General features: G+C 45.7%; 19 protein-coding genes and 1 other RNA gene. 17 read left to right on the top strand and 3 right to left on the bottom strand.

Annotation, left to right across the window (positions count from 1 at the left end; translation table 11 throughout):
* Positions 1 to 4 precede the first annotated feature (4 nt).
* From rnr to ssrA, 3 genes are all read left to right on the top strand, one after another.
* Positions 5 to 2,338: a ribonuclease R gene (gene rnr / locus ACWJJ5_RS01425; protein ID WP_454022130.1), complete on the top strand. Its 2,334-nt coding sequence runs from the start codon at positions 5 to 7 to the stop codon at positions 2,336 to 2,338.
* Positions 2,339 to 2,477: 139 nt separating this feature from the next.
* Positions 2,478 to 2,948: an SsrA-binding protein gene (gene smpB / locus ACWJJ5_RS01420; protein WP_003151688.1), complete on the top strand. Its 471-nt coding sequence runs from the start codon at positions 2,478 to 2,480 to the stop codon at positions 2,946 to 2,948.
* 168 nt (positions 2,949 to 3,116) lie between these two features.
* Positions 3,117 to 3,479, top strand: a transfer-messenger RNA (tmRNA) gene (gene ssrA, locus ACWJJ5_RS01415).
* Between the two features lie 950 nt (positions 3,480 to 4,429).
* Here the strand turns inward: ssrA and ACWJJ5_RS01410 are convergent.
* A complete protein-coding gene (locus tag ACWJJ5_RS01410) occupies positions 4,430 to 5,083 on the bottom strand; it encodes a hypothetical protein (protein ID WP_101562435.1) in 654 nt (217 codons plus the stop codon).
* Between the two features lie 177 nt (positions 5,084 to 5,260).
* On the opposite strand from ACWJJ5_RS01410, the gene ACWJJ5_RS01405 reads away from it, so the two are divergent.
* Both ACWJJ5_RS01405 and ACWJJ5_RS01400 read left to right on the top strand, forming a co-directional pair.
* The gene (locus ACWJJ5_RS01405) at positions 5,261 to 5,566 is read left to right on the top strand and encodes a barstar family protein (protein WP_146275503.1); all 306 of its coding nucleotides are present in this window, start codon (positions 5,261 to 5,263) and stop codon (positions 5,564 to 5,566) included.
* Between the two features lie 114 nt (positions 5,567 to 5,680).
* A complete protein-coding gene (locus tag ACWJJ5_RS01400; RefSeq protein ID WP_223883513.1) occupies positions 5,681 to 5,833 on the top strand; it encodes a hypothetical protein in 153 nt (50 codons plus the stop codon).
* Here ACWJJ5_RS01400 and ACWJJ5_RS01395 read toward each other — a convergent pair.
* Entirely contained in the window at positions 5,796 to 5,960 is a 165-nt protein-coding gene (locus ACWJJ5_RS01395; RefSeq protein ID WP_236823033.1) for a site-specific integrase, read from the bottom strand. The two genes, ACWJJ5_RS01400 and ACWJJ5_RS01395, sit on opposite strands and share 38 nt — an antisense overlap.
* Before the next feature lie 468 nt (positions 5,961 to 6,428).
* On the opposite strand from ACWJJ5_RS01395, the gene ACWJJ5_RS01390 reads away from it, so the two are divergent.
* The 3 genes from ACWJJ5_RS01390 to ACWJJ5_RS01380 all read left to right on the top strand — a co-directional run bounded on the left by ACWJJ5_RS01390 (position 6,429) and on the right by ACWJJ5_RS01380 (position 9,179).
* Positions 6,429 to 7,946: a ribonuclease domain-containing protein gene (locus tag ACWJJ5_RS01390; RefSeq protein WP_327967683.1), complete on the top strand. Its 1,518-nt coding sequence runs from the start codon at positions 6,429 to 6,431 to the stop codon at positions 7,944 to 7,946.
* Between the two features lie 18 nt (positions 7,947 to 7,964).
* Positions 7,965 to 8,270, top strand: a complete 306-nt coding sequence (locus ACWJJ5_RS01385; RefSeq protein ID WP_327967685.1) for a barstar family protein — start codon at positions 7,965 to 7,967, stop codon at positions 8,268 to 8,270.
* Positions 8,271 to 8,384: 114 nt separating this feature from the next.
* Positions 8,385 to 9,179 (top strand): SDR family NAD(P)-dependent oxidoreductase, encoded by a 795-nt coding sequence (locus tag ACWJJ5_RS01380; RefSeq protein WP_327967688.1) that lies wholly within the window; start codon positions 8,385 to 8,387, stop codon positions 9,177 to 9,179.
* 38 nt (positions 9,180 to 9,217) lie between these two features.
* Here the strand turns inward: ACWJJ5_RS01380 and ACWJJ5_RS01375 are convergent, their stop codons facing one another.
* Positions 9,218 to 10,108, bottom strand: coding sequence for a LysR family transcriptional regulator (locus ACWJJ5_RS01375; RefSeq protein WP_070082376.1), 891 nt, complete (start codon positions 10,106 to 10,108; stop codon positions 9,218 to 9,220).
* 152 nt (positions 10,109 to 10,260) lie between these two features.
* Here ACWJJ5_RS01375 and ACWJJ5_RS01370 point away from each other — a divergent pair, with 152 nt between their 5' ends.
* From ACWJJ5_RS01370 to ACWJJ5_RS01330, 9 genes are read left to right on the top strand one after another with little or no spacing between them, the layout of a single operon-like run.
* A complete protein-coding gene (locus ACWJJ5_RS01370) occupies positions 10,261 to 10,800 on the top strand; it encodes a GNAT family N-acetyltransferase (protein WP_003151702.1) in 540 nt (179 codons plus the stop codon).
* Complete coding sequence (locus ACWJJ5_RS01365; protein ID WP_070082375.1) at positions 10,797 to 11,609, top strand: amino acid ABC transporter substrate-binding protein; 813 nt, start codon at positions 10,797 to 10,799, stop codon at positions 11,607 to 11,609. Before ACWJJ5_RS01370 ends, ACWJJ5_RS01365 begins: the two co-directional genes overlap by 4 nt.
* Before the next feature lie 25 nt (positions 11,610 to 11,634).
* Positions 11,635 to 12,447 carry an amino acid ABC transporter substrate-binding protein gene (locus tag ACWJJ5_RS01360; protein WP_015387707.1) on the top strand — a complete coding sequence of 271 codons (813 nt, stop codon included), beginning with the start codon at positions 11,635 to 11,637 and terminating at the stop codon, positions 12,445 to 12,447.
* Positions 12,448 to 12,469: 22 nt separating this feature from the next.
* On the top strand, positions 12,470 to 13,192 hold the full coding sequence (locus tag ACWJJ5_RS01355; RefSeq protein ID WP_070082374.1) for an amino acid ABC transporter permease: 723 nt from the start codon (positions 12,470 to 12,472) through the stop codon (positions 13,190 to 13,192).
* Positions 13,193 to 13,207: 15 nt separating this feature from the next.
* A complete protein-coding gene (locus ACWJJ5_RS01350; RefSeq protein WP_070082373.1) occupies positions 13,208 to 13,915 on the top strand; it encodes an amino acid ABC transporter permease in 708 nt (235 codons plus the stop codon).
* Positions 13,912 to 14,691 (top strand): amino acid ABC transporter ATP-binding protein, encoded by a 780-nt coding sequence (locus ACWJJ5_RS01345; RefSeq protein WP_025853847.1) that lies wholly within the window; start codon positions 13,912 to 13,914, stop codon positions 14,689 to 14,691. The genes ACWJJ5_RS01350 and ACWJJ5_RS01345 overlap by 4 nt, the downstream gene beginning before the upstream one ends.
* Positions 14,688 to 15,704 (top strand): LLM class flavin-dependent oxidoreductase, encoded by a 1,017-nt coding sequence (locus ACWJJ5_RS01340; protein WP_070082372.1) that lies wholly within the window; start codon positions 14,688 to 14,690, stop codon positions 15,702 to 15,704. Before ACWJJ5_RS01345 ends, ACWJJ5_RS01340 begins: the two co-directional genes overlap by 4 nt.
* A gap of 2 nt (positions 15,705 to 15,706) precedes the next feature.
* Entirely contained in the window at positions 15,707 to 15,994 is a 288-nt protein-coding gene (locus tag ACWJJ5_RS01335; RefSeq protein WP_003151715.1) for a glutaredoxin family protein, read from the top strand.
* On the top strand, positions 15,991 to 17,319 hold the full coding sequence (locus ACWJJ5_RS01330) for an LLM class flavin-dependent oxidoreductase (RefSeq protein WP_070082371.1): 1,329 nt from the start codon (positions 15,991 to 15,993) through the stop codon (positions 17,317 to 17,319). The genes ACWJJ5_RS01335 and ACWJJ5_RS01330 overlap by 4 nt, the downstream gene beginning before the upstream one ends.
* The last annotated feature ends 58 nt before the right edge of the window (positions 17,320 to 17,377 follow it).

Below are 17,377 nucleotides of genomic sequence, written 5' to 3'. Positions count from 1 at the left end.
GATAATGGAAAAAGAAGCGTTTATGGACCGTCTTCTCGCGTTTATGAAGGAAGAGGCGTACAAGCCCCTTACCGTTCAGGAACTTGAGGAGATGCTGAACATCAAGGAAGCCGATGAATTTAAAGAGCTGGTAAAAGCGCTGGTGGCGCTCGAGGAGACCGGACAGATCGTCCGCACCAGAAGCAACCGCTACGGGCTTCCGGAAAAAATGAATTTAGTAAAAGGAAAAATTTCCGCGCATGCGAAGGGCTTCGCGTTTCTGCTGCCGGAGGATACCTCTTTAAGCGACGTGTTTATTCCGCCGAACGAGCTGAATACGGCCATGAACGGCGATATCGTCATGGTGCGGCTCAATTCCCAGTCAAGCGGATCGAGACAGGAAGGCACGGTCATCCGCATCCTGGAAAGAAGTATCGACCGCGTCGTGGGCACATACACAGAAACGAAAAGCTTCGGCTTTGTCATCCCGGATGATAAGAAAATCACGAGTGATATTTTTATTCCGAAACATGCCAATAACGGCGCTGCGGAAGGCCATAAAGTCGTCGTCAAACTGACAAGCTACCCTGAAGGCAGAATGAACGCCGAAGGAGAAATCGTTGAAATACTCGGCCATAAAAATGATCCGGGCATCGATATTTTATCCATCATCCATAAGCACGGCCTGCCGGGAGATTTTCCGGCTGAAGCGATGGAGCAGGCAACAAGCACGCCCGATACCATCGATGAAAAAGACATCAAAGACCGCCGTGATCTCCGCGATCAGGTCATCGTCACCATTGACGGCGCCGATGCGAAGGATCTGGATGACGCCGTCACCGTGACAAAGCTTGATAACGGCAGCTACAAGCTCGGCGTCCATATTGCCGATGTCAGCCATTACGTCACGGAGAATTCCCCGATTGACAAAGAAGCGCTGGAAAGAGGGACAAGCGTGTACTTGGTTGACCGGGTCATTCCGATGATCCCGCACAGACTGTCTAACGGAATCTGTTCTTTAAATCCGAAGGTCGACCGGCTGACGCTTTCCTGCGAAATGACAATCAACCAGCAGGGACAGGTGACAGAGCACGAGATCTTCCAAAGCGTCATTAAAACGACGGAAAGAATGACCTATTCAGATGTCAACCGGATTCTCACAGAAGACGACGCCGAGCTGAAAGAAAGATATGAGCCGCTCGTCCCGATGTTCAAAGACATGGAACGTCTGGCGGAAATTCTCCGGGCGAAACGGATGGACCGCGGCGCCGTGGATTTTGATTTCAAAGAGGCGAAGGTGCTCGTCGATGAGGAAGGCGCCGTAAAAGACGTCGTCATCAGAGAGCGCTCAGTAGCGGAAAAGCTGATTGAAGAATTTATGCTTGTGGCAAACGAAACGGTGGCCGAACACTTCCATTGGATGAACGTGCCGTTTATTTACCGGATTCACGAAGAGCCGAACGCCGAAAAACTGCAAAAGTTTCTGGAGTTCGTGACGACATTCGGTTATATCGTCAAAGGGAAAGCCGGAGACATTCATCCGCGCGCGCTGCAAAGCATTCTTGATGAAGTGCGGGACCGTCCGGAAGAAACGGTGATTTCAACGGTTATGCTCCGTTCCATGAAGCAGGCGAAATACGATCCGCAAAGCCTGGGCCATTTCGGGCTGGCGACTGAATTTTATACGCACTTCACATCGCCGATCCGCCGTTATCCTGACTTAATCGTTCACAGGCTGATCAGAACGTATTTGATCAACGGACAATCGGACGAAGCAACTCAGGAAAAGTGGGCCGAACGCCTTCCGGAAATCGCTGATCATACGTCAACGATGGAACGGCGCGCCGTTGACGCCGAGCGGGAAACGGACGATCTGAAAAAAGCGGAATATATGCTTGATAAAATCGGCGAGGAATTTGACGGCATGATCAGTTCCGTCACGAATTTCGGAATGTTCGTCGAGCTGCCGAATACGATTGAAGGGCTTGTGCACGTCAGCTTTATGACGGATGATTATTACCGTTTTGACGAGCAGCATTTCGCCATGATCGGTGAACGCACGGGCAACGTTTACCGCATCGGAGACGAAATCACGGTCAAAGTCGTCGACGTCAATAAAGATGAGAGAAACATCGACTTTGAAATTGTCGGCATGAAAGGCACCCGCCGTCCGAGAGAAACAACAGGCGACCGCAGAAAACGAGGCAGACCGGCGCGGAAACGCGTGTTAAACAGCAATACCCCGGCTTCACCGCCGAAATCGGAGGAAAAAGGGGAATGGTTTACAAAACCGAAGAAGAAAAAGAAAAAACGCGGTTTCCAAAACGCGCCGAAACAAAAACGCAAAAAGAAGAAGTAAATGCGAAAAGCAAATGGGGCATAATGCTCTGTTTGCTTTCTTTCGCAAGCCGCATTTTCATTGTCGCGGAACGATCCATTTGCTAAAATAAAGCGTATCGCACACATGAACGGTTTTTGCGGAGAGAGGAGGATAAGGCATGCCAAAAGGATCAGGCAAAGTATTATCGCAAAACAAAAAAGCAAATCATGACTACTTTATAGAAGAAACCTATGAAACAGGCATCGTGCTGCAGGGAACGGAGATTAAGTCCATCCGCGCCGGCCGCGTAAACATGAAGGATTCCTTTGCGAAAATCGAGCGCGGCGAAGTGTTCCTCCACAACATGCACATCAGCCCGTACGAGCAGGGAAACCGCTATAACCACGACCCGCTCCGGACGAGAAAGCTTTTGATGCACCGGAAAGAAATCAATAAGCTGATCGGCCTGACGAAAGAGAAAGGCTATTCCCTCGTGCCGCTGAAGCTGTACTTGAAAAACGGCTTCGCCAAAGTATTAATCGGCCTCGGAAAAGGGAAGAAAACATACGATAAACGTGAAGATTTAAAACGAAAAGACGCCAAAAGAGAAATCGAAAGAGCGTTCAGAGACAGACAAAAAGGCTTCTGATGCCTGAGCCTTGATGTGATGATATGCCCTGTGCTATACTGTTCACACATCAGATTCACAGGCTGTTTATTGAAGATATTCCCAATTGAATTTGCCTGTGATCATGGTATAATAACAGTACAGCCAGTTGAGCAAGAGCTTGATAGATCTCCCGTATACCCTTAACAAGGGGACGTTACGGATTCGACAGGGATGGATCGAGCTTGAGCTGCGAGCCGAGAGGCGATCTCGTTAACACGCACCTAAATATAACTGGCAAAACTAAAAGTTTTAACCAAAACTTAGCACTAGCTGCCTAATAAACGCAGCGAGCTCTTCCTGACATTGCCTATGTGTCCGTGAAGAGCACATCCAAGTAGGCTACGCTTGCGTTCCCGTCTGAGAACGTAAGAAGAGACTGACAGACTAGCTCTCGGAAGGCCCGCCCGCAGGCATGAAGACGAGTGAAACACGAAATATGCAGGCTACGCTCGTAGACGCTTAAGTAATCGATGTTTCTGGACGTGGGTTCGACTCCCACCGTCTCCATACATAACGCCGAAACCGCAGTGTTATCAAGGCTTTCAAAGCTTTCGATGGCACTGCGGTAACATTTTGGTAACACTTTTTAAAATTCTTCGTTTTCTCCCTTTGTGCTGAAAGGAAGATGGCTTTCGTGTTAATGCCATACCTCCTCCTATCTAAATTCCTGCCTGTTCATTTTAATTTCTCTTACTACTCATTCAATACTTAAAAAGGATAATCTAAAAGATGTGCTGCTTTTGCTTTATCCTATTATTTTGTATTATCCGTTTGTATAATTTTGGCAAAAAAGCTGTCCAGGAAATACAGTAAAGAATAGAGATAAAGCCAACAGAATTACTATGCTCTTTGTTTTAATTGTTTTCAGAATGAAATGAAAGATAGGGATCGAATTGCGGAGTATTTTCTTCAGTCTCGTACATGGACTTCTGTTTAGATTTTAAATGAAATTGTTTAAATTTTTCGGTTTATACTTGAAGTTAGTGAAGAGTATTAGCTATTTCGGGAATTACATACAATATAAACTAGAATTAATTCATGTTATCATTGTTTTATGGGAGGTGACGACATGAGTAAAATGAAGAAGGCTCAATGTACCAACCTAAACGAAAGATTAAGCACTTAACCACCAATAAGTATTTTTGATGAGCATTGAAAAATTTTATAGTAAGGATTGAAAAGATTCAAGAATAGGGAGGGCAGATCATTGTTTTTTAAAACTAGTAGAAATACGGATGAAAAGAGCACTAATATAGCTTTCTATTCTTTATTCATCTATTGGTCAGGTTTTTTATTGATAAATAGTATCCTTGATTTTTTTAACAAGGGTTTAAAGATAAATTCACTTTTGTTATTAATATCAGGCTTAATAGTTTTTTTTGTTAGTGAATTTATATCAAAATGTATCAGAAAAATAAAAAATAAAAAATAAAAAAGTGTGAGCGAAAGCTCACACTTTTTTATTGAGACCTGCAACTATATGTATTCGTTGCTCCTGAACCCATTTTTGTAATAATAATGCCTTTACCTTTAGAATTGCAGGCATTTATAGTACCCATACCTAAAAGCGGTACCGCACCTAACATTAATGTAAGTGCAGTTGGGCTTTTAGCAAAAATTTTAGCTATAGCTGTAGCTGTACCCCAAAATCCACTATTAATTCCAACAGCAGCACTCAATTGTTTTATTTGTGAGTTGCTAATTTTATATTCTTTATAGTTTATAACTCCCATTGTTGTTACAATGTGTTCAACAGGTTTAATAACTTCACTTCTATTTAACTCGTCAATATACTCTTTGAATATGATCAACGCGTCAGTGCCTGTCAAAGAAGCAGATGTTTGATTTTCATAATTTACAATAGTATCATACAGCGTTTTTGCTGCTAAACTCAGTTGACTTATATCTTCTGGAGAATTAGATGATAGATTTTTCATATCCAATTTTTCATCTAATTCATTGATAGCATCAACTAATACTGCAGTGTTTTTTACATCTTTTCCAGGTACAGTTATCGTGTCATCTTCTGACGTTTTCACGGTGGCTAAAGTGCTAATAGGAAAAATGCTAAATAAAAGCACTAGCGATAATAGAAAAACAAAAGATTTTTTCATCTATAACCCTCCTCATAAGATTCAATTAAATTCTACCAATAATAAATAATACAGTAAATAACTAGAATATTAATTTCTCCTTAACAAGTGTGAGGTGAGTTATAATAACGGGTCGAAGGTAATGGATCAAGGTGTATCCTGCTAAATATAATTCGAAGAAAAAAGGAGTCCATGTGAATGATAGTCGTCATCATAGACGGAAAAGATGTTACAAGCACAGAAGCATTACACCGAATCTTAAAAGATCAATTAGATTTCCCGGACTTTTATGGTGAAAATCTGAATGCCTTATGGGATTGTCTGACAGGCTGGATAGAATATCCGCTGACTTTGGTGTGGAAGAATTTTGAGATCAGTCAGAAGGAATTGGGTTCGGATGCTGATGATGTATTAAGGATATTAAAAAAGGCTCAGGCAGAATTAGATGGTGAGTTTTTCATTCAAATTGATCAGCCGTCAGCCGGGACAACGGACAGGCACTAAAAAGTGCGTACTTCCCCTCATCCATTTTTCTACCCGATAATAGGGACGGAAGGTTTCAGGCTTTCGATTTCTGTCCATATATAAGAAGAGACTTGCGATAGGGAGGAATGGATGATGGACTTGCAGTTAAAAGGGAAGACGGCGCTTGTGACGGGATCTACGTCAGGCATCGGGAAGGTTCAACAATGGACGGTAACAGAGTGGCAACACTTTTTAAAAATTTCTTTGTTCATAAGCGCAACCTTTTCCTTTGTGGCAGAGGGATAGAGGTGACTATATGTATTAACGCTTTCACCACATTTTTATGTCCTAGCCTCTGAGCAATGACAAGAGGATTGCATCTTTTATGAATCAAATATGATGCGTGAGAGCGTCTAAATTCATGAATAAGGATTCTTTTGACACCAGACAGCTTTAAATATTTCTCGTATCGACTATCTATTGTACTTGTTGCGGTACTTTATAAAAAATATAAAACTTTATATTTATGTTTTTTAACTTACGCTATTTTTTTAGCGTTTTTTTATACCTTTTTAAGAACTAAAATAAATTTCACCGTCTCAATAATAACTCAGAACCGCAGTGCCTGCATATGACAGCGCTGCGGTTTTTTTCGTGTACCTTCCCTTCTAATTAGATAAATAATCCTCATACTTCTTACCTTATAATTAGTAAATTAATTAAATGAAAGTAAAAACTTTATAACTGCAAGGTTTTTATAGGTTGAAAAAACCATATTTTAGTGATATAACTATTAAGTTAAATTGTTGAAAAAAATATATATAAAGGAAAGGTGGAGTGTGCTTTACTCAATTTATAAATTTAACTTTATTTTTGATAATAGAATCTGGAGGACATTTTTGTGAAAAAAATCTTAATTGCTATTCTAATTATTTTCATGTTTTCAATGATTAATTTACCGAATTACATAAAGCCTGAAAAAGCAATTGCTGCTTCAAATGAAATAAACAAGAAGGATCTTACTGATTTAGACAAAGCATTAAATACGCTTTTAAAGCTTCAGGAAGAGTATCACAAATTAGACAAGTCTAAACAAACAAAATGGGTAGAAACAAAAAAGAAAGCAGTTAAAAAAATTATTGATAACGAAATTAAAAATGCAAAAAAATTAATAAGAACTAAGGTTATCCCTGTAGTACAAAGAGCAGTAGATGATTATAAAATTCTTGTGCGGACTTTGAAGGAAATTGGTAACGATATTGATGAAATAGTTGCTGCATTAGATCAATGTAATAAAGCTATGGATGAAATTAATGTTATTCTTGATGGCGAAGTAAAAAATGTTAACCAAATGAATAAAGCCATGGACGGATGGGTTAAAAACCTTGATGACATGAATAAAATAGTAGATGAAATGAATAGGGACTTAGATGATATGCAAGGAGCCATGGATCAGTGTAATCATGGTTATGATCAAATGAATCATGCACTGGTCGGTCTGAATAAAGCAACAGACGAGACGAATGCTAACCTTAAAGCTATTGATTCTAATATAAGGCAAATGACCAAATCAGTTGATCAGATTAATTCTGGAGTTTCGCAAGTATCCAAAAATATGAAACATGTGAATAATTCACTTGATAAGCTGGATAAAAACTTGGATGCTGTAGGTAAGACTAAAGTGAATTATAATTATCATTATTATTCTTCAGATGGTTTAACGACTACGAAATTAAATAAACTAAATAAAAAAACAAAGGAATTGGAGAATTCTCAAAAAAATATAAAGAATATAGAAGTTAATATAGACAATATCTCTCATTATGATGCAGGTAACCTAAAAAATGCAAAAAGCATGTTCTCTGTTACTGCTGATCTCATTCCAATTTTATCGAATATTAAAGGTGGGAGCGAAGCCATATCAGGTAAAGACCTGATTACCCAAAATGATCTATCCGCTTTTGATAGAACAGTAGCCGCATTAAGTATAGTAGGGGGAGATTTAACTAAGCTTCCAGGAAAATTGGCGGGAACCGTATCAAAGGCTAACAAAACATCAAAATATGTTGAGAATAGTGTTAAAGCTAATAAAGTACTGAATAGCTTCAGTGAAGTTGCTGATTATGTTTCCAAACATGGTAAGTTGCCGAATAACTACATTACAAAAGCAGAAGCGAAAAAATTGGGGTGGAAAAATAAAAAGGGAAATTTAGCAGAGGTAGCACCAGGGAAAAGTATTGGTGGAGATATATTTGAGAACGAGGGCAACCGTTTGCCTGCAGCAAAAAATAGAGTATGGCATGAAGCAGATATCAATTATACTAAAGGGTATAGGGGAAGTGACAGGCTGCTTTATTCGAATGATGGTTTGATTTACAAAACAACAAATCATTACAAAACATTTCATAAAATAAAATAATAATGGAGGACTTTATTGATGTTAAAAGTAGTTATTGATGGTAACGATTTTAAAAATATAGAAGCATTACACCGAATCTTAAAAGATCAATTAGATTTCCCGGACTTTTATGGTGAAAATCTGAATGCCTTATGGGATTGTCTGACAGGCTGGATAGAATATCCGCTGACTTTGGTGTGGAAGAATTTTGAGATCAGTCAGAAGGCATTGGGTTCGGATGCTGATGATGTATTAAGGATATTAAAAAAGGCTCAGGCAGAATTAGATGGTGAGTTTTTCATTCAAATTGATCAGCCGTCAGCCGGGACAACGGACAGGCACTAAAAAGTGCGTACTTCCCCTCATCCATTTTTCTATCCGATAATAGGGACGGAAGGTTTCAGGCTTTCGATTTCTGTCCATATATAAGAAGAGACTTGCGATAGGGAGGAATGGATGATGGACTTGCAGTTAAAAGGGAAGACGGCGCTTGTGACGGGATCTACGTCAGGCATCGGGAAGGCGATTGCGGCTTCGCTGATTGCAGAAGGTGCGGCCGTGATCATTAACGGCCGCCGTGAAGAAAAGGTGAACGAAACGATCCGGGAACTAGAGAAACAGACGCCGGATGCCCGTCTCTATCCGGCCGCATTTGATTTAGGCACGGCGGAAGGATGCGGCGCGATTTTTCAGCAGTATCCGGATGTGGATATTCTCGTCAACAATTTAGGAATCTTTGAACCTGCGGGATACTTTGATATTCCTGACGAAGAGTGGCTCCGGTTTTTCGAGGTGAATATCATGAGCGGCGTGCGGCTGACACGCCGGTATGCAAAGCGGATGATTGAGCGGAAGGAAGGACGGGTGATCTTTATCGCGAGTGAAGCGGCCGTCATGCCTTCTCAGGAAATGGCTCATTACAGCGCTACGAAAACGACGCAGCTGTCGCTGTCACGCAGTCTGGCCGAGCTCACGGAAGGGACGAATGTGACGGTGAATACGGTCATGCCGGGCTCCACGAAAACAGAGGGCGTCGAAACGATGCTGGAGTCGCTTTATCCCGGTGAAAACCTGACAGTGGCTGAAGCGGAGAGACGATTTATGAAGGAAAATCGTCCGACGTCGATCATTCAGCGATTGATCCGTCCGGAAGAGATCGCCCACTTTGTCGCCTTTTTAAGCAGCCCGCTGTCGTCTGCAATTAACGGATCTGCATTGCGGATCGACGGCGGCTTGGTGCGGAGCATTATATAAGATGAATATACAAAAACCCCCGTAAAGCGGGGGTTTTTTTAATGCGGATCACGCTGAAACCGGCTGATGATCCTGCTGATTAAATCTTTTGTGGCACAGTCAAAATGCTCTTCTTTTTGGTTTGTCAAAAGCCCGACCGGCGGTGAAATTGTTAAGTTATGGATCGGAATGACCTTCGTGCCCTCGATCGGCTCTGAATGCGCCGTCGCCGTAAAGATTGAGACGCCGATATTTTCCCTGACATAGTATTGGTGAGCCATGCTGCTGGTCAGCTCCATTTTTCGATAGCGGCTGCCGATGGCCCGCTGCAGGTGCTGTTCAATTTGAATCCGGATCGGGCAATTGGCGGGCGTAAAAATCAGGCATTCATTTTCTAAATCCTCGAGATTAACGCTTGCTTTGGCGGCAAGGGGATGTCTGTTGGACACGATGACATTGAGCGAGTCATGGAAAAACGGATCAAAGTAATTTTCCAGAATCAGCTCCGGCTCGCCGCATACCGCAAAATCAATGGCGCCCTCCAGCAGTTTGCGGCTGCATGTATTGGCATCATCCACGCTGACATTGACGGACATGTCCGGGTAATCATTTAAGAAACCCCGCAGCACGGCAGGGAAGATCAGGCTTGCCGTCGGTTCGGATATGCCGATCTGAATAAGGCCGGCCTGGCCCTGTCTGATATCGGCCAGAGTATGGTCAAGCACCTCGTATTGCGCGAGAAGCTGCCCGGCCCGCTCATGAAACAGCCGCCCCGCCCTTGTCAGCTTCAGCTTCTTTCCCCGTTCAAACAGCTGCGCGCCTACATCCTGTTCCAGCTGTTTAATCCGCATTGAAATCGTCGGCTGTGAGTAGTTCAGAATTTCGGCGGCCTTATAAAAGCTGCCTGACTGTACGATGGTATGAAACGTTTTAATGGTGCGTAATTCCAACGAAATCCCCTCCCGGCTGTTCATTAATTTTCTTGAACCTTTCCTTTACTTTTTTTGATTAGTCAAACAAATCAGTTTGCTTTATAGTATAAACAATCAAAGCTTAGTAAACAAATTGGAATTATATATTTTTTGCGGGGAGAGTGACCGGAATGAGTGAAGACATATTTCGATTGGCTGAGAAAAAGGATGCGCCGGAGTTTTTAGAGCTGCTGTACAGCGCGTTTCAGCCGATCCGCAATTTGGAGATTGACTGGCCGTCGGCGCGGGCCGACATCGATATGGTAACGGAAAATATTGAAAATCATTCAGCCGTCGTGCTCGAACGGGACGGACGGCTTCTTTCAACAATTACGATCCGTTTTCCGTGGGAGAGTGACACGCCTCCGTCAAAATATCCGTTTGTCTGGTGGTTTGCGACGCTTCCTGAGCTGAAGGGGCAGGGCATCGGCAGCAAACTTTTGACTTATGTGGAGGAACATGTGCTGCGGGATACGCTGAAGGCCCCGGCCATCACGCTCGGCACTTCGGCGCGCAAGCATCCCTGGCTTGTAGATATGTACAGACGGAGGGGATATGAAGTGTATTTTGAGCAGGAGAAAGACGGAGACATCGGAGTCATGATGAGAAAGGTGCTCATACCGGAGCGGTTTGACGCGTCGCTGTTAGGCACACCGAGCTGGGCGCAATGATAAAAAAACGGATCAGAGCCGGCTGTCTGCTTCTGCTGCTCGGCGTGCTGGCCGGGTGCGGGCAAGGAGAAAGCACGAAAGCGGGGAGCGGCGTGCAGACCGTTATCGTCGGCACGGGAACTGATTTTCCGAACATTGCTTTTATGGATGAAAAAGGCGAGCTGACCGGCTATGACATTGAAGTGATGAAAGCCATTGATGAACAGCTGCCGCAATACAAATTTGTCTTTAAGACGATGGATTTTTCGAATCTGCTTACAAGTCTCGGAAACCGGAAAATTGACGTGATCGCGCACAATATGGCGAAAAACAAGGAACGGGAGAAACGCTTTTTGTATCACAAAATCCCGTATAACTACTCGCCGATGTACATTACGGTGAAGGCGGATAATGACGCGATACACACGCTCCGGGATTTAAAAGGGAAAACCGTCATCGTCGGCGCGACGTCAAACGCGGCGGATTATATGACGGCATACAACAAGTCCCACGGCAGCCCGATACACTTGAAATACGCCGGGCAGGGCGGCAATGATACAGCGAACCAAATGGAGACAGGACGTGCTGACGCCACCGTATCCACGCCGTTTGCCGTCGATTTTCAAAATAAGACGCACGCGTTCAAACAAAAGACGGTCGGTGATGTGCTGCTCGATACCGAGGTGTATTTTATGTTCAATAAAAACAGCCAAACCCTGGCGGACGATACGGATCGGGCGATTCAAAAGCTTGAGAAGGACGGCACATTGAAAAGGCTGAGTGAAAAATGGCTCGGCGCGGATTATTCAAAATCAAGTTTCACGAAATAATTGAAGCAGAAAACGGGGCGATCACATGAAAATAAGACTGGCGGTCATGTCATTAACAATTGCGGCAACGGCGGCGTTATCAGCCTGCGGCGCGGGCGGGGAGGCGGCATCAGGCAATCAGAAAAACGTGAAGAACATTACGGTCGGCACCGGCACTCAATTTCCGAATATTTGCTTTATTGATGATAAAGGCAAATTGACGGGCTATGACGTTGAGCTGGTGAAAGAGCTTGACAGGCGCCTGCCGGACTATCGATTCACCTTTAAAACGATGGATTTCTCCAACCTGCTTGTCAGCCTTGGCCAGCATAAAGTCGATATCGTGGCTCATCAAATGGAGAAAAGCGCCGAACGGGAGAAAAAATTTCTGTTCAATCAAGTCGCGTATAACAACTTCCCGCTGAAAATCACGGTGCTCCAAGATAACGGGGACATTCACGGCATTGATGACTTGAAAGGAAAGCGGGTCATTACAAGTCCGACGTCAAACGGCGCGCTTGTGCTGAAAAAATGGAATGAAAAACACGGCAGTCCGTTTGAAATCGCCTATGCCGGCCAAGGTTCAAACGATGCGGCCAATCAGCTGAAATCCGGCCGCGCCGATGCAACGATTTCAACGCCGTTTGCTGTCGATTTTCAAAACAAAACAAGCGCAATCAAAGAAAAAACGGTCGGCGGGGTGCTGTCAAATGCCAAAGTGTTCTTTATGTTTAACAAAAATGAACAAACGCTGAGCGATGACATTGATAAAGCGCTCAAGGAAATCATTGATGACGGCACGCTTAAAAAGCTGAGTGAAAAGTGGCTCGGCGCGGATTATTCAAAGGAGCAATATTAAGTGAAAAAGAGAGGGACCGGCAATGGAAAAAGCGTTTGATATCAGTATGATCGCCTCCTTTGTGCCGACATTGCTCGGGTATTTGCCCGTCACGCTGTATATATTGGCGGTGTCTTTGCTGTTCGGCTTTCTTTTGGGGCTGCTTTTGGCGCTGCCCCGCATCTATCGCATTCCCGTTTTGAATCAGTATGCGAAGCTGTATATCTCTTTTTTCAGAGGAACGCCCATCATGGTGCAGCTGTTCATTGTATTTTACGGCATTCCGGCGCTCACGGCGCTCGCCGGAATTGATACCTCTAAAATGGACCCTTTGTATGCGGCCATCGCCACGTACGCGCTGAGCAGCGCGGCAAGAGCGGCCGAAATCATCAGGGGAGGTGTGAACAGCGTCGGCCGCGGGCAGGCGGAGGCGGCGTTCAGCATCGGGCTGAACGGGGGGCAGACATTCCGGCGCATCATTCTGCCGCAGGCGCTTGTGCAGGCCTTTCCCAACATCGGGAATATGGTGATCGGTTTCTTAAAAGATACATCACTCGCTTTTTCGATCGGGGTGATGGATATGTCGGGCAGAGGACAGACCTTGATTACATCGAGCAATCATTCTCTTGAAGTGTATATCTCGCTGTCTGTTCTGTATTACGCGGCCGCCCTTTTATTTGAATGTGTCTTCAGATGGGCCGAAAAACGAATCAAGAAAGATGAGACGCGCCTTGTGACGGTTTTTGACATGAGTGCGCACGGCTGAAAAGGAGGGAGAACAGTGGAGCTGGACATTCCATTTATCGGCACTGCGATAAAACAAATGTTGAAAACCGTTCCGCTTACATTGGCGATGACGGTCATTCCGATTATTGCCGGATTTTTCATAGCTCTCGGCAATATCACGGTGCGTATATTCCGCATCAAATGGCTGCTGGCCTGCTCAGCGTTTTACGTGTCTTTTTTCCGCAGCACCCCGGCGATTCTCCATATCATGCTGATTTATTTAGGGGTTCCGCTGATTGCCGAACAATTCAGCCGCGCGTTTCATCTCGGCTGGTCGGCCAATCAGATTCCGGTCGCCGTGTTTGTCATCATGGCACTGTCATTAACGGCAGGCGCTTATATGACGGAAATTCTCCGATCCGGGATCATGGCCGTCGATACGGGGCAGGCGGAGGCGGCATATTCAATCGGTCTGACGCGGGGCCAGATGATTCGGCGCGTAATTCTGCCGCAGGCGTTCATGATATCGCTGCCGAACTTCACCAATATAGGCATCGGCTTTTTGCATACCACTTCCATCGCGGCAATTGTTGCAGTGCCTGAAATTACAGGAACGGCGACGATTGCGGCATCCGATAACTATGCGTTTCTGGAAGCATTTATCGGGGCGGCCGTGATTTATTGGGGATTAACGCTGATTCTCGAAGCAGTAAACAGTCTGGCGGAAAAAAGAGCGGCCAGATATCAAGGAGGCGCATTATGATCGAAATCCGAAACATTCAGAAACATTTTGGCAGTCATCACGTGTTAAAGGGGATCAATTTAAGTGTCCGGAAAGGAGAAGTCGTGACGATCATCGGCCCGAGCGGTTCCGGGAAAACCACTTTTCTGCGCTGCCTTAATTTACTTGAGCGGCCGGATGAGGGCGCCATTTCGCTGCACGGTGAAGTCATTAACTGCAAAAAGCCTGCCAAAAAAGACATTCTCAGACTGAGGAAACAGACGGCGATGGTTTTTCAGCAATATCATTTGTTTTCGCATAAAACGGCGATTCAAAATGTCATGGAAGGCCTGACGGTCGCAAGGAAAATGAAAAAATCAGATGCGTACGCCATTGCCGAGCGGGAACTGGCCAAGGTGGGGCTTCAGGATAAATTGCATGCCTATCCGAATCAGCTGTCGGGAGGACAAAAGCAGCGGGTCGGGATTGCCCGGGCGCTTGCCATTCATCCTGATGTGATGCTGTTTGATGAACCGACCGCAGCCCTTGATCCGGAGCTTGTCGGCGAGGTGCTTGAGGTGATGCTTAACATTGTGCGGACCGGCGCCACCATGATCATTGTCACACATGAGATGGAATTCGCCAGAAGAGTGTCCGACCAAATTGTGTTTATGGATGAAGGAGCAATCGTGGAACAAGGAACGCCTGAGGAAGTTTTTCACAAGACGAAAAAAGAAAGAACGAAGAAGTTCCTCCGCCGCGTGCTGCCTGATTACGGTTATGACATAAAAGAGCGCATAAAGGAGCCTGTCGTATGATTCGTTTAAGCATTTTAGACCAAAGTGTCACCGCGGAAAACCAAACCGCAGAAGAAGCCTTGCGGCAAACGGTGAAATTGGCTCAGGAGGCCGAACAATACGGATATGACCGTTTCTGGGCGGCGGAGCATCATAACAATGAAGAGATAGCGGGATCAGCGCCGGAAATTGTTCTGGGGTATCTTGCCGCAAGCACGAAAAAAATCCGTCTCGCATCCGGCGGGGTGATGCTGCAGCATTACAGTCCTTATAAAGTGGCGGAGCAGTTCCGGGTTCTGTCCGCCCTTGCTCCCGGCCGTGTGGCGCTCGGTGTCGGCAAAGCGCCCGGCGGATTTCAGCTGTCAACCGATGCGCTGCAGCGGGAGCTTATCCAGCCCGCCCGTTTGTTTGAAGAAAAGCTTGAGGAGCTGACTCATTTCATCCGAAATGATTTTCCGGACTCGCACCGCTACGCGTCATTGCGGCCGACGCCGCATACTGAGTATGCGCCTGACATCTTTTTACTCGGCGGCAGCGCGGAAAGCGCGATATCCGCGGCCAAACTCGGCATTTCCTTCGTTTTCGCCTATTTCATAAACGGTGAAGAGGCTGCGTTAGAAAAAGCGCGCCACGCCTTTGACGAGCATCTGCCGAAAGGATCGAAGGCGGAATTTCACCTTGCGCCGATGGTATTTACCGCGCATACAAAAGCAGAAGCGGAAAAACACGTCGTATCGCGTGAGTCGGTCAAAATCATTCTCGAAGACGGCAAAAAGGTGAATGTCGGTTCCCGGGAACAAGCGGAAGGGTTTCTTGAACAAGTCACGCAGCCATATAAGCTGATCACACAAAAGACGGGTGTGATTGCCGGGACAAAAGAAGAGACCGCCGCCGAGCTGCGACGATTATCCGTTCAATACAGCATTACCGATTTTGTGATTTTGTCGCCTATCAAAAACGCTGAGGAAAAACGATTGTCTTACCGGCTGTTAAGCGAAGCGGTGCAGCCGGCCCCACAATTACAGGAGGGATGAACATGAGTCATGAAGTAAACGTAGTGGTCTGGAGCAAACAGGGCTGCTCCTATTGTGATGAAGTGAAAGGATATTTGCGGGAAAAAGCCGTGGCATACGAAACAATTGATGTGACAGAGCGGGACGAATTGCGTGACGTGCTGCAGACGAAGTACGGCATCCGTCATGTTCCCGTCGTTGAAATCGGCAGCGGTGACAGCCGTGTGTATCAGGCCGTTACTCAAGTCGGCATTGAGCATGTAGAACGGGCGCTTGCCGATTACGAGGGGAAAAAGGGGGAGAGAAAATGAGCCGGACGGATCTAATTCAATTCGGAGCCATGATTCACGGTGTCGGCGGCACAACGGACGGCTGGCGTCATCCCGACGTCGATCCGACAGCAAGCACGAATGCGGCGTTTTACAGGCAAAAAGCGCAGACCGCTGAAAGAGGGCTGTTCAGCTTTGCTTTTATTGCGGACGGCTTGTTCATTTCTGAAAAGTCCATCCCGCATTTCTTAAATCGGTTTGAGCCGATCACTATTTTATCGGCGCTTGCCGCCTCTACAACCCATCTTGGTTTAATCGGCACATTTTCCACCTCGTTCACTGAGCCGTTTACCATCGCAAGACAGCTGATGTCTCTTGACCATATCAGCGGCGGCAGGGCGGGCTGGAATCTCGTCACCTCTCCGCAGGCGGGAGCCGCGCGCAATCACAGCAAAGAAAGCCTTCCCGACCACAGCCGGCGCTACGACATCGCCCAGGAACATGTGGACGTGGTGCGCGGTCTGTGGAATTCCTGGGAAGAAGATGCCTTCGTCCGCAACAAAGAAACCGGGCAGTTTTTTGACCCTGACAAACTGCATCGCCTGTATCACAAAGGCGAGTATTTTCAAGTGGAGGGCCCGCTGAATATCGGCCGGTCCAAACAGGGAGAGCCGGTCGTTTTCCAAGCGGGGTCTTCAGAAACCGGCCGGTCGTTTGCCGCGAGGAATGCAGATGCAGTCTTTACGCACTCCAATTCACTTGAGGAAACGAAAGCTTTTTATGATGATGTGAAGAAGCGGGCGGCGGATTACGGCCGGGACGCTTCCAAGCTGCGGATCTTTCCGGGAATCAGTCCGATTATAGCCGGCTCACAAGAAGAAGCGGAAGCGAAATATCAGGAATTCGCCGAGCTGATACCGATAGAGAACGCCGTTAAATATGTGGCCAGATTTTTTGACGATTATGATCTGAGCCGTTTTCCGCTGGATGAGCCGTTTCCTGATTTGGGCGACGTCGGGAAAAACGCGTTTCAAAGTACGACAGACCGTATCAAAAGAGAGGCGAAAGCCAGGAATCTTACGCTGCGTCAAGTGGCGCGCGAAGCCGCGTTTCCGCGAACCAACTTTATCGGGACACCGGAACGTGTGGCATCATTAATTGAAACATGGTTTCAGCGGGAAGCGGCGGACGGGTTTATCATTCACTCTGACATCCCGGGCATGCTTGAAGCCTTTGTAGATCAAGTCATACCGATCCTTCAGGAAAAGGGGCTGTACCGAAAAAGCTATCCGGCGGATACACTGCGGGGGAATCTCGGGTTGGATATTCCGGTCTGCAAACCAAATCCGATTTTGAGCAGAAACTAAATGTTTCTGCTTTTTCTGCTGCTTGCCATTCCCGTCATTACAGCCTTTTTTAAAAAAT

Source organism: Bacillus sp. JK74 (assembly GCF_053663395.1).
The sequence above is the reverse complement of the archived record's forward strand: the minus strand, read 5'-3'. Positions and strand labels throughout refer to the sequence as shown.

Coding starts and splice junctions, on each gene's coding strand:
- rnr (WP_454022130.1), top strand. CDS start 5: ATGGAAAAAGAAGCGTTTATGGACCGTCTTCTCGCGTTTATGAAGGAA.
- smpB (WP_003151688.1), top strand. CDS start 2,478: ATGCCAAAAGGATCAGGCAAAGTATTATCGCAAAACAAAAAAGCAAAT.
- ACWJJ5_RS01410 (WP_101562435.1), bottom strand. CDS start 5,083: ATGAAAAAATCTTTTGTTTTTCTATTATCGCTAGTGCTTTTATTTAGC.
- ACWJJ5_RS01405 (WP_146275503.1), top strand. CDS start 5,261: ATGATAGTCGTCATCATAGACGGAAAAGATGTTACAAGCACAGAAGCA.
- ACWJJ5_RS01400 (WP_223883513.1), top strand. CDS start 5,681: ATGGACTTGCAGTTAAAAGGGAAGACGGCGCTTGTGACGGGATCTACG.
- ACWJJ5_RS01385 (WP_327967685.1), top strand. CDS start 7,965: ATGTTAAAAGTAGTTATTGATGGTAACGATTTTAAAAATATAGAAGCA.
- ACWJJ5_RS01380 (WP_327967688.1), top strand. CDS start 8,385: ATGGACTTGCAGTTAAAAGGGAAGACGGCGCTTGTGACGGGATCTACG.
- ACWJJ5_RS01370 (WP_003151702.1), top strand. CDS start 10,261: ATGAGTGAAGACATATTTCGATTGGCTGAGAAAAAGGATGCGCCGGAG.
- ACWJJ5_RS01365 (WP_070082375.1), top strand. CDS start 10,797: ATGATAAAAAAACGGATCAGAGCCGGCTGTCTGCTTCTGCTGCTCGGC.
- ACWJJ5_RS01360 (WP_015387707.1), top strand. CDS start 11,635: ATGAAAATAAGACTGGCGGTCATGTCATTAACAATTGCGGCAACGGCG.
- ACWJJ5_RS01355 (WP_070082374.1), top strand. CDS start 12,470: ATGGAAAAAGCGTTTGATATCAGTATGATCGCCTCCTTTGTGCCGACA.
- ACWJJ5_RS01345 (WP_025853847.1), top strand. CDS start 13,912: ATGATCGAAATCCGAAACATTCAGAAACATTTTGGCAGTCATCACGTG.
- ACWJJ5_RS01340 (WP_070082372.1), top strand. CDS start 14,688: ATGATTCGTTTAAGCATTTTAGACCAAAGTGTCACCGCGGAAAACCAA.
- ACWJJ5_RS01335 (WP_003151715.1), top strand. CDS start 15,707: ATGAGTCATGAAGTAAACGTAGTGGTCTGGAGCAAACAGGGCTGCTCC.
- ACWJJ5_RS01330 (WP_070082371.1), top strand. CDS start 15,991: ATGAGCCGGACGGATCTAATTCAATTCGGAGCCATGATTCACGGTGTC.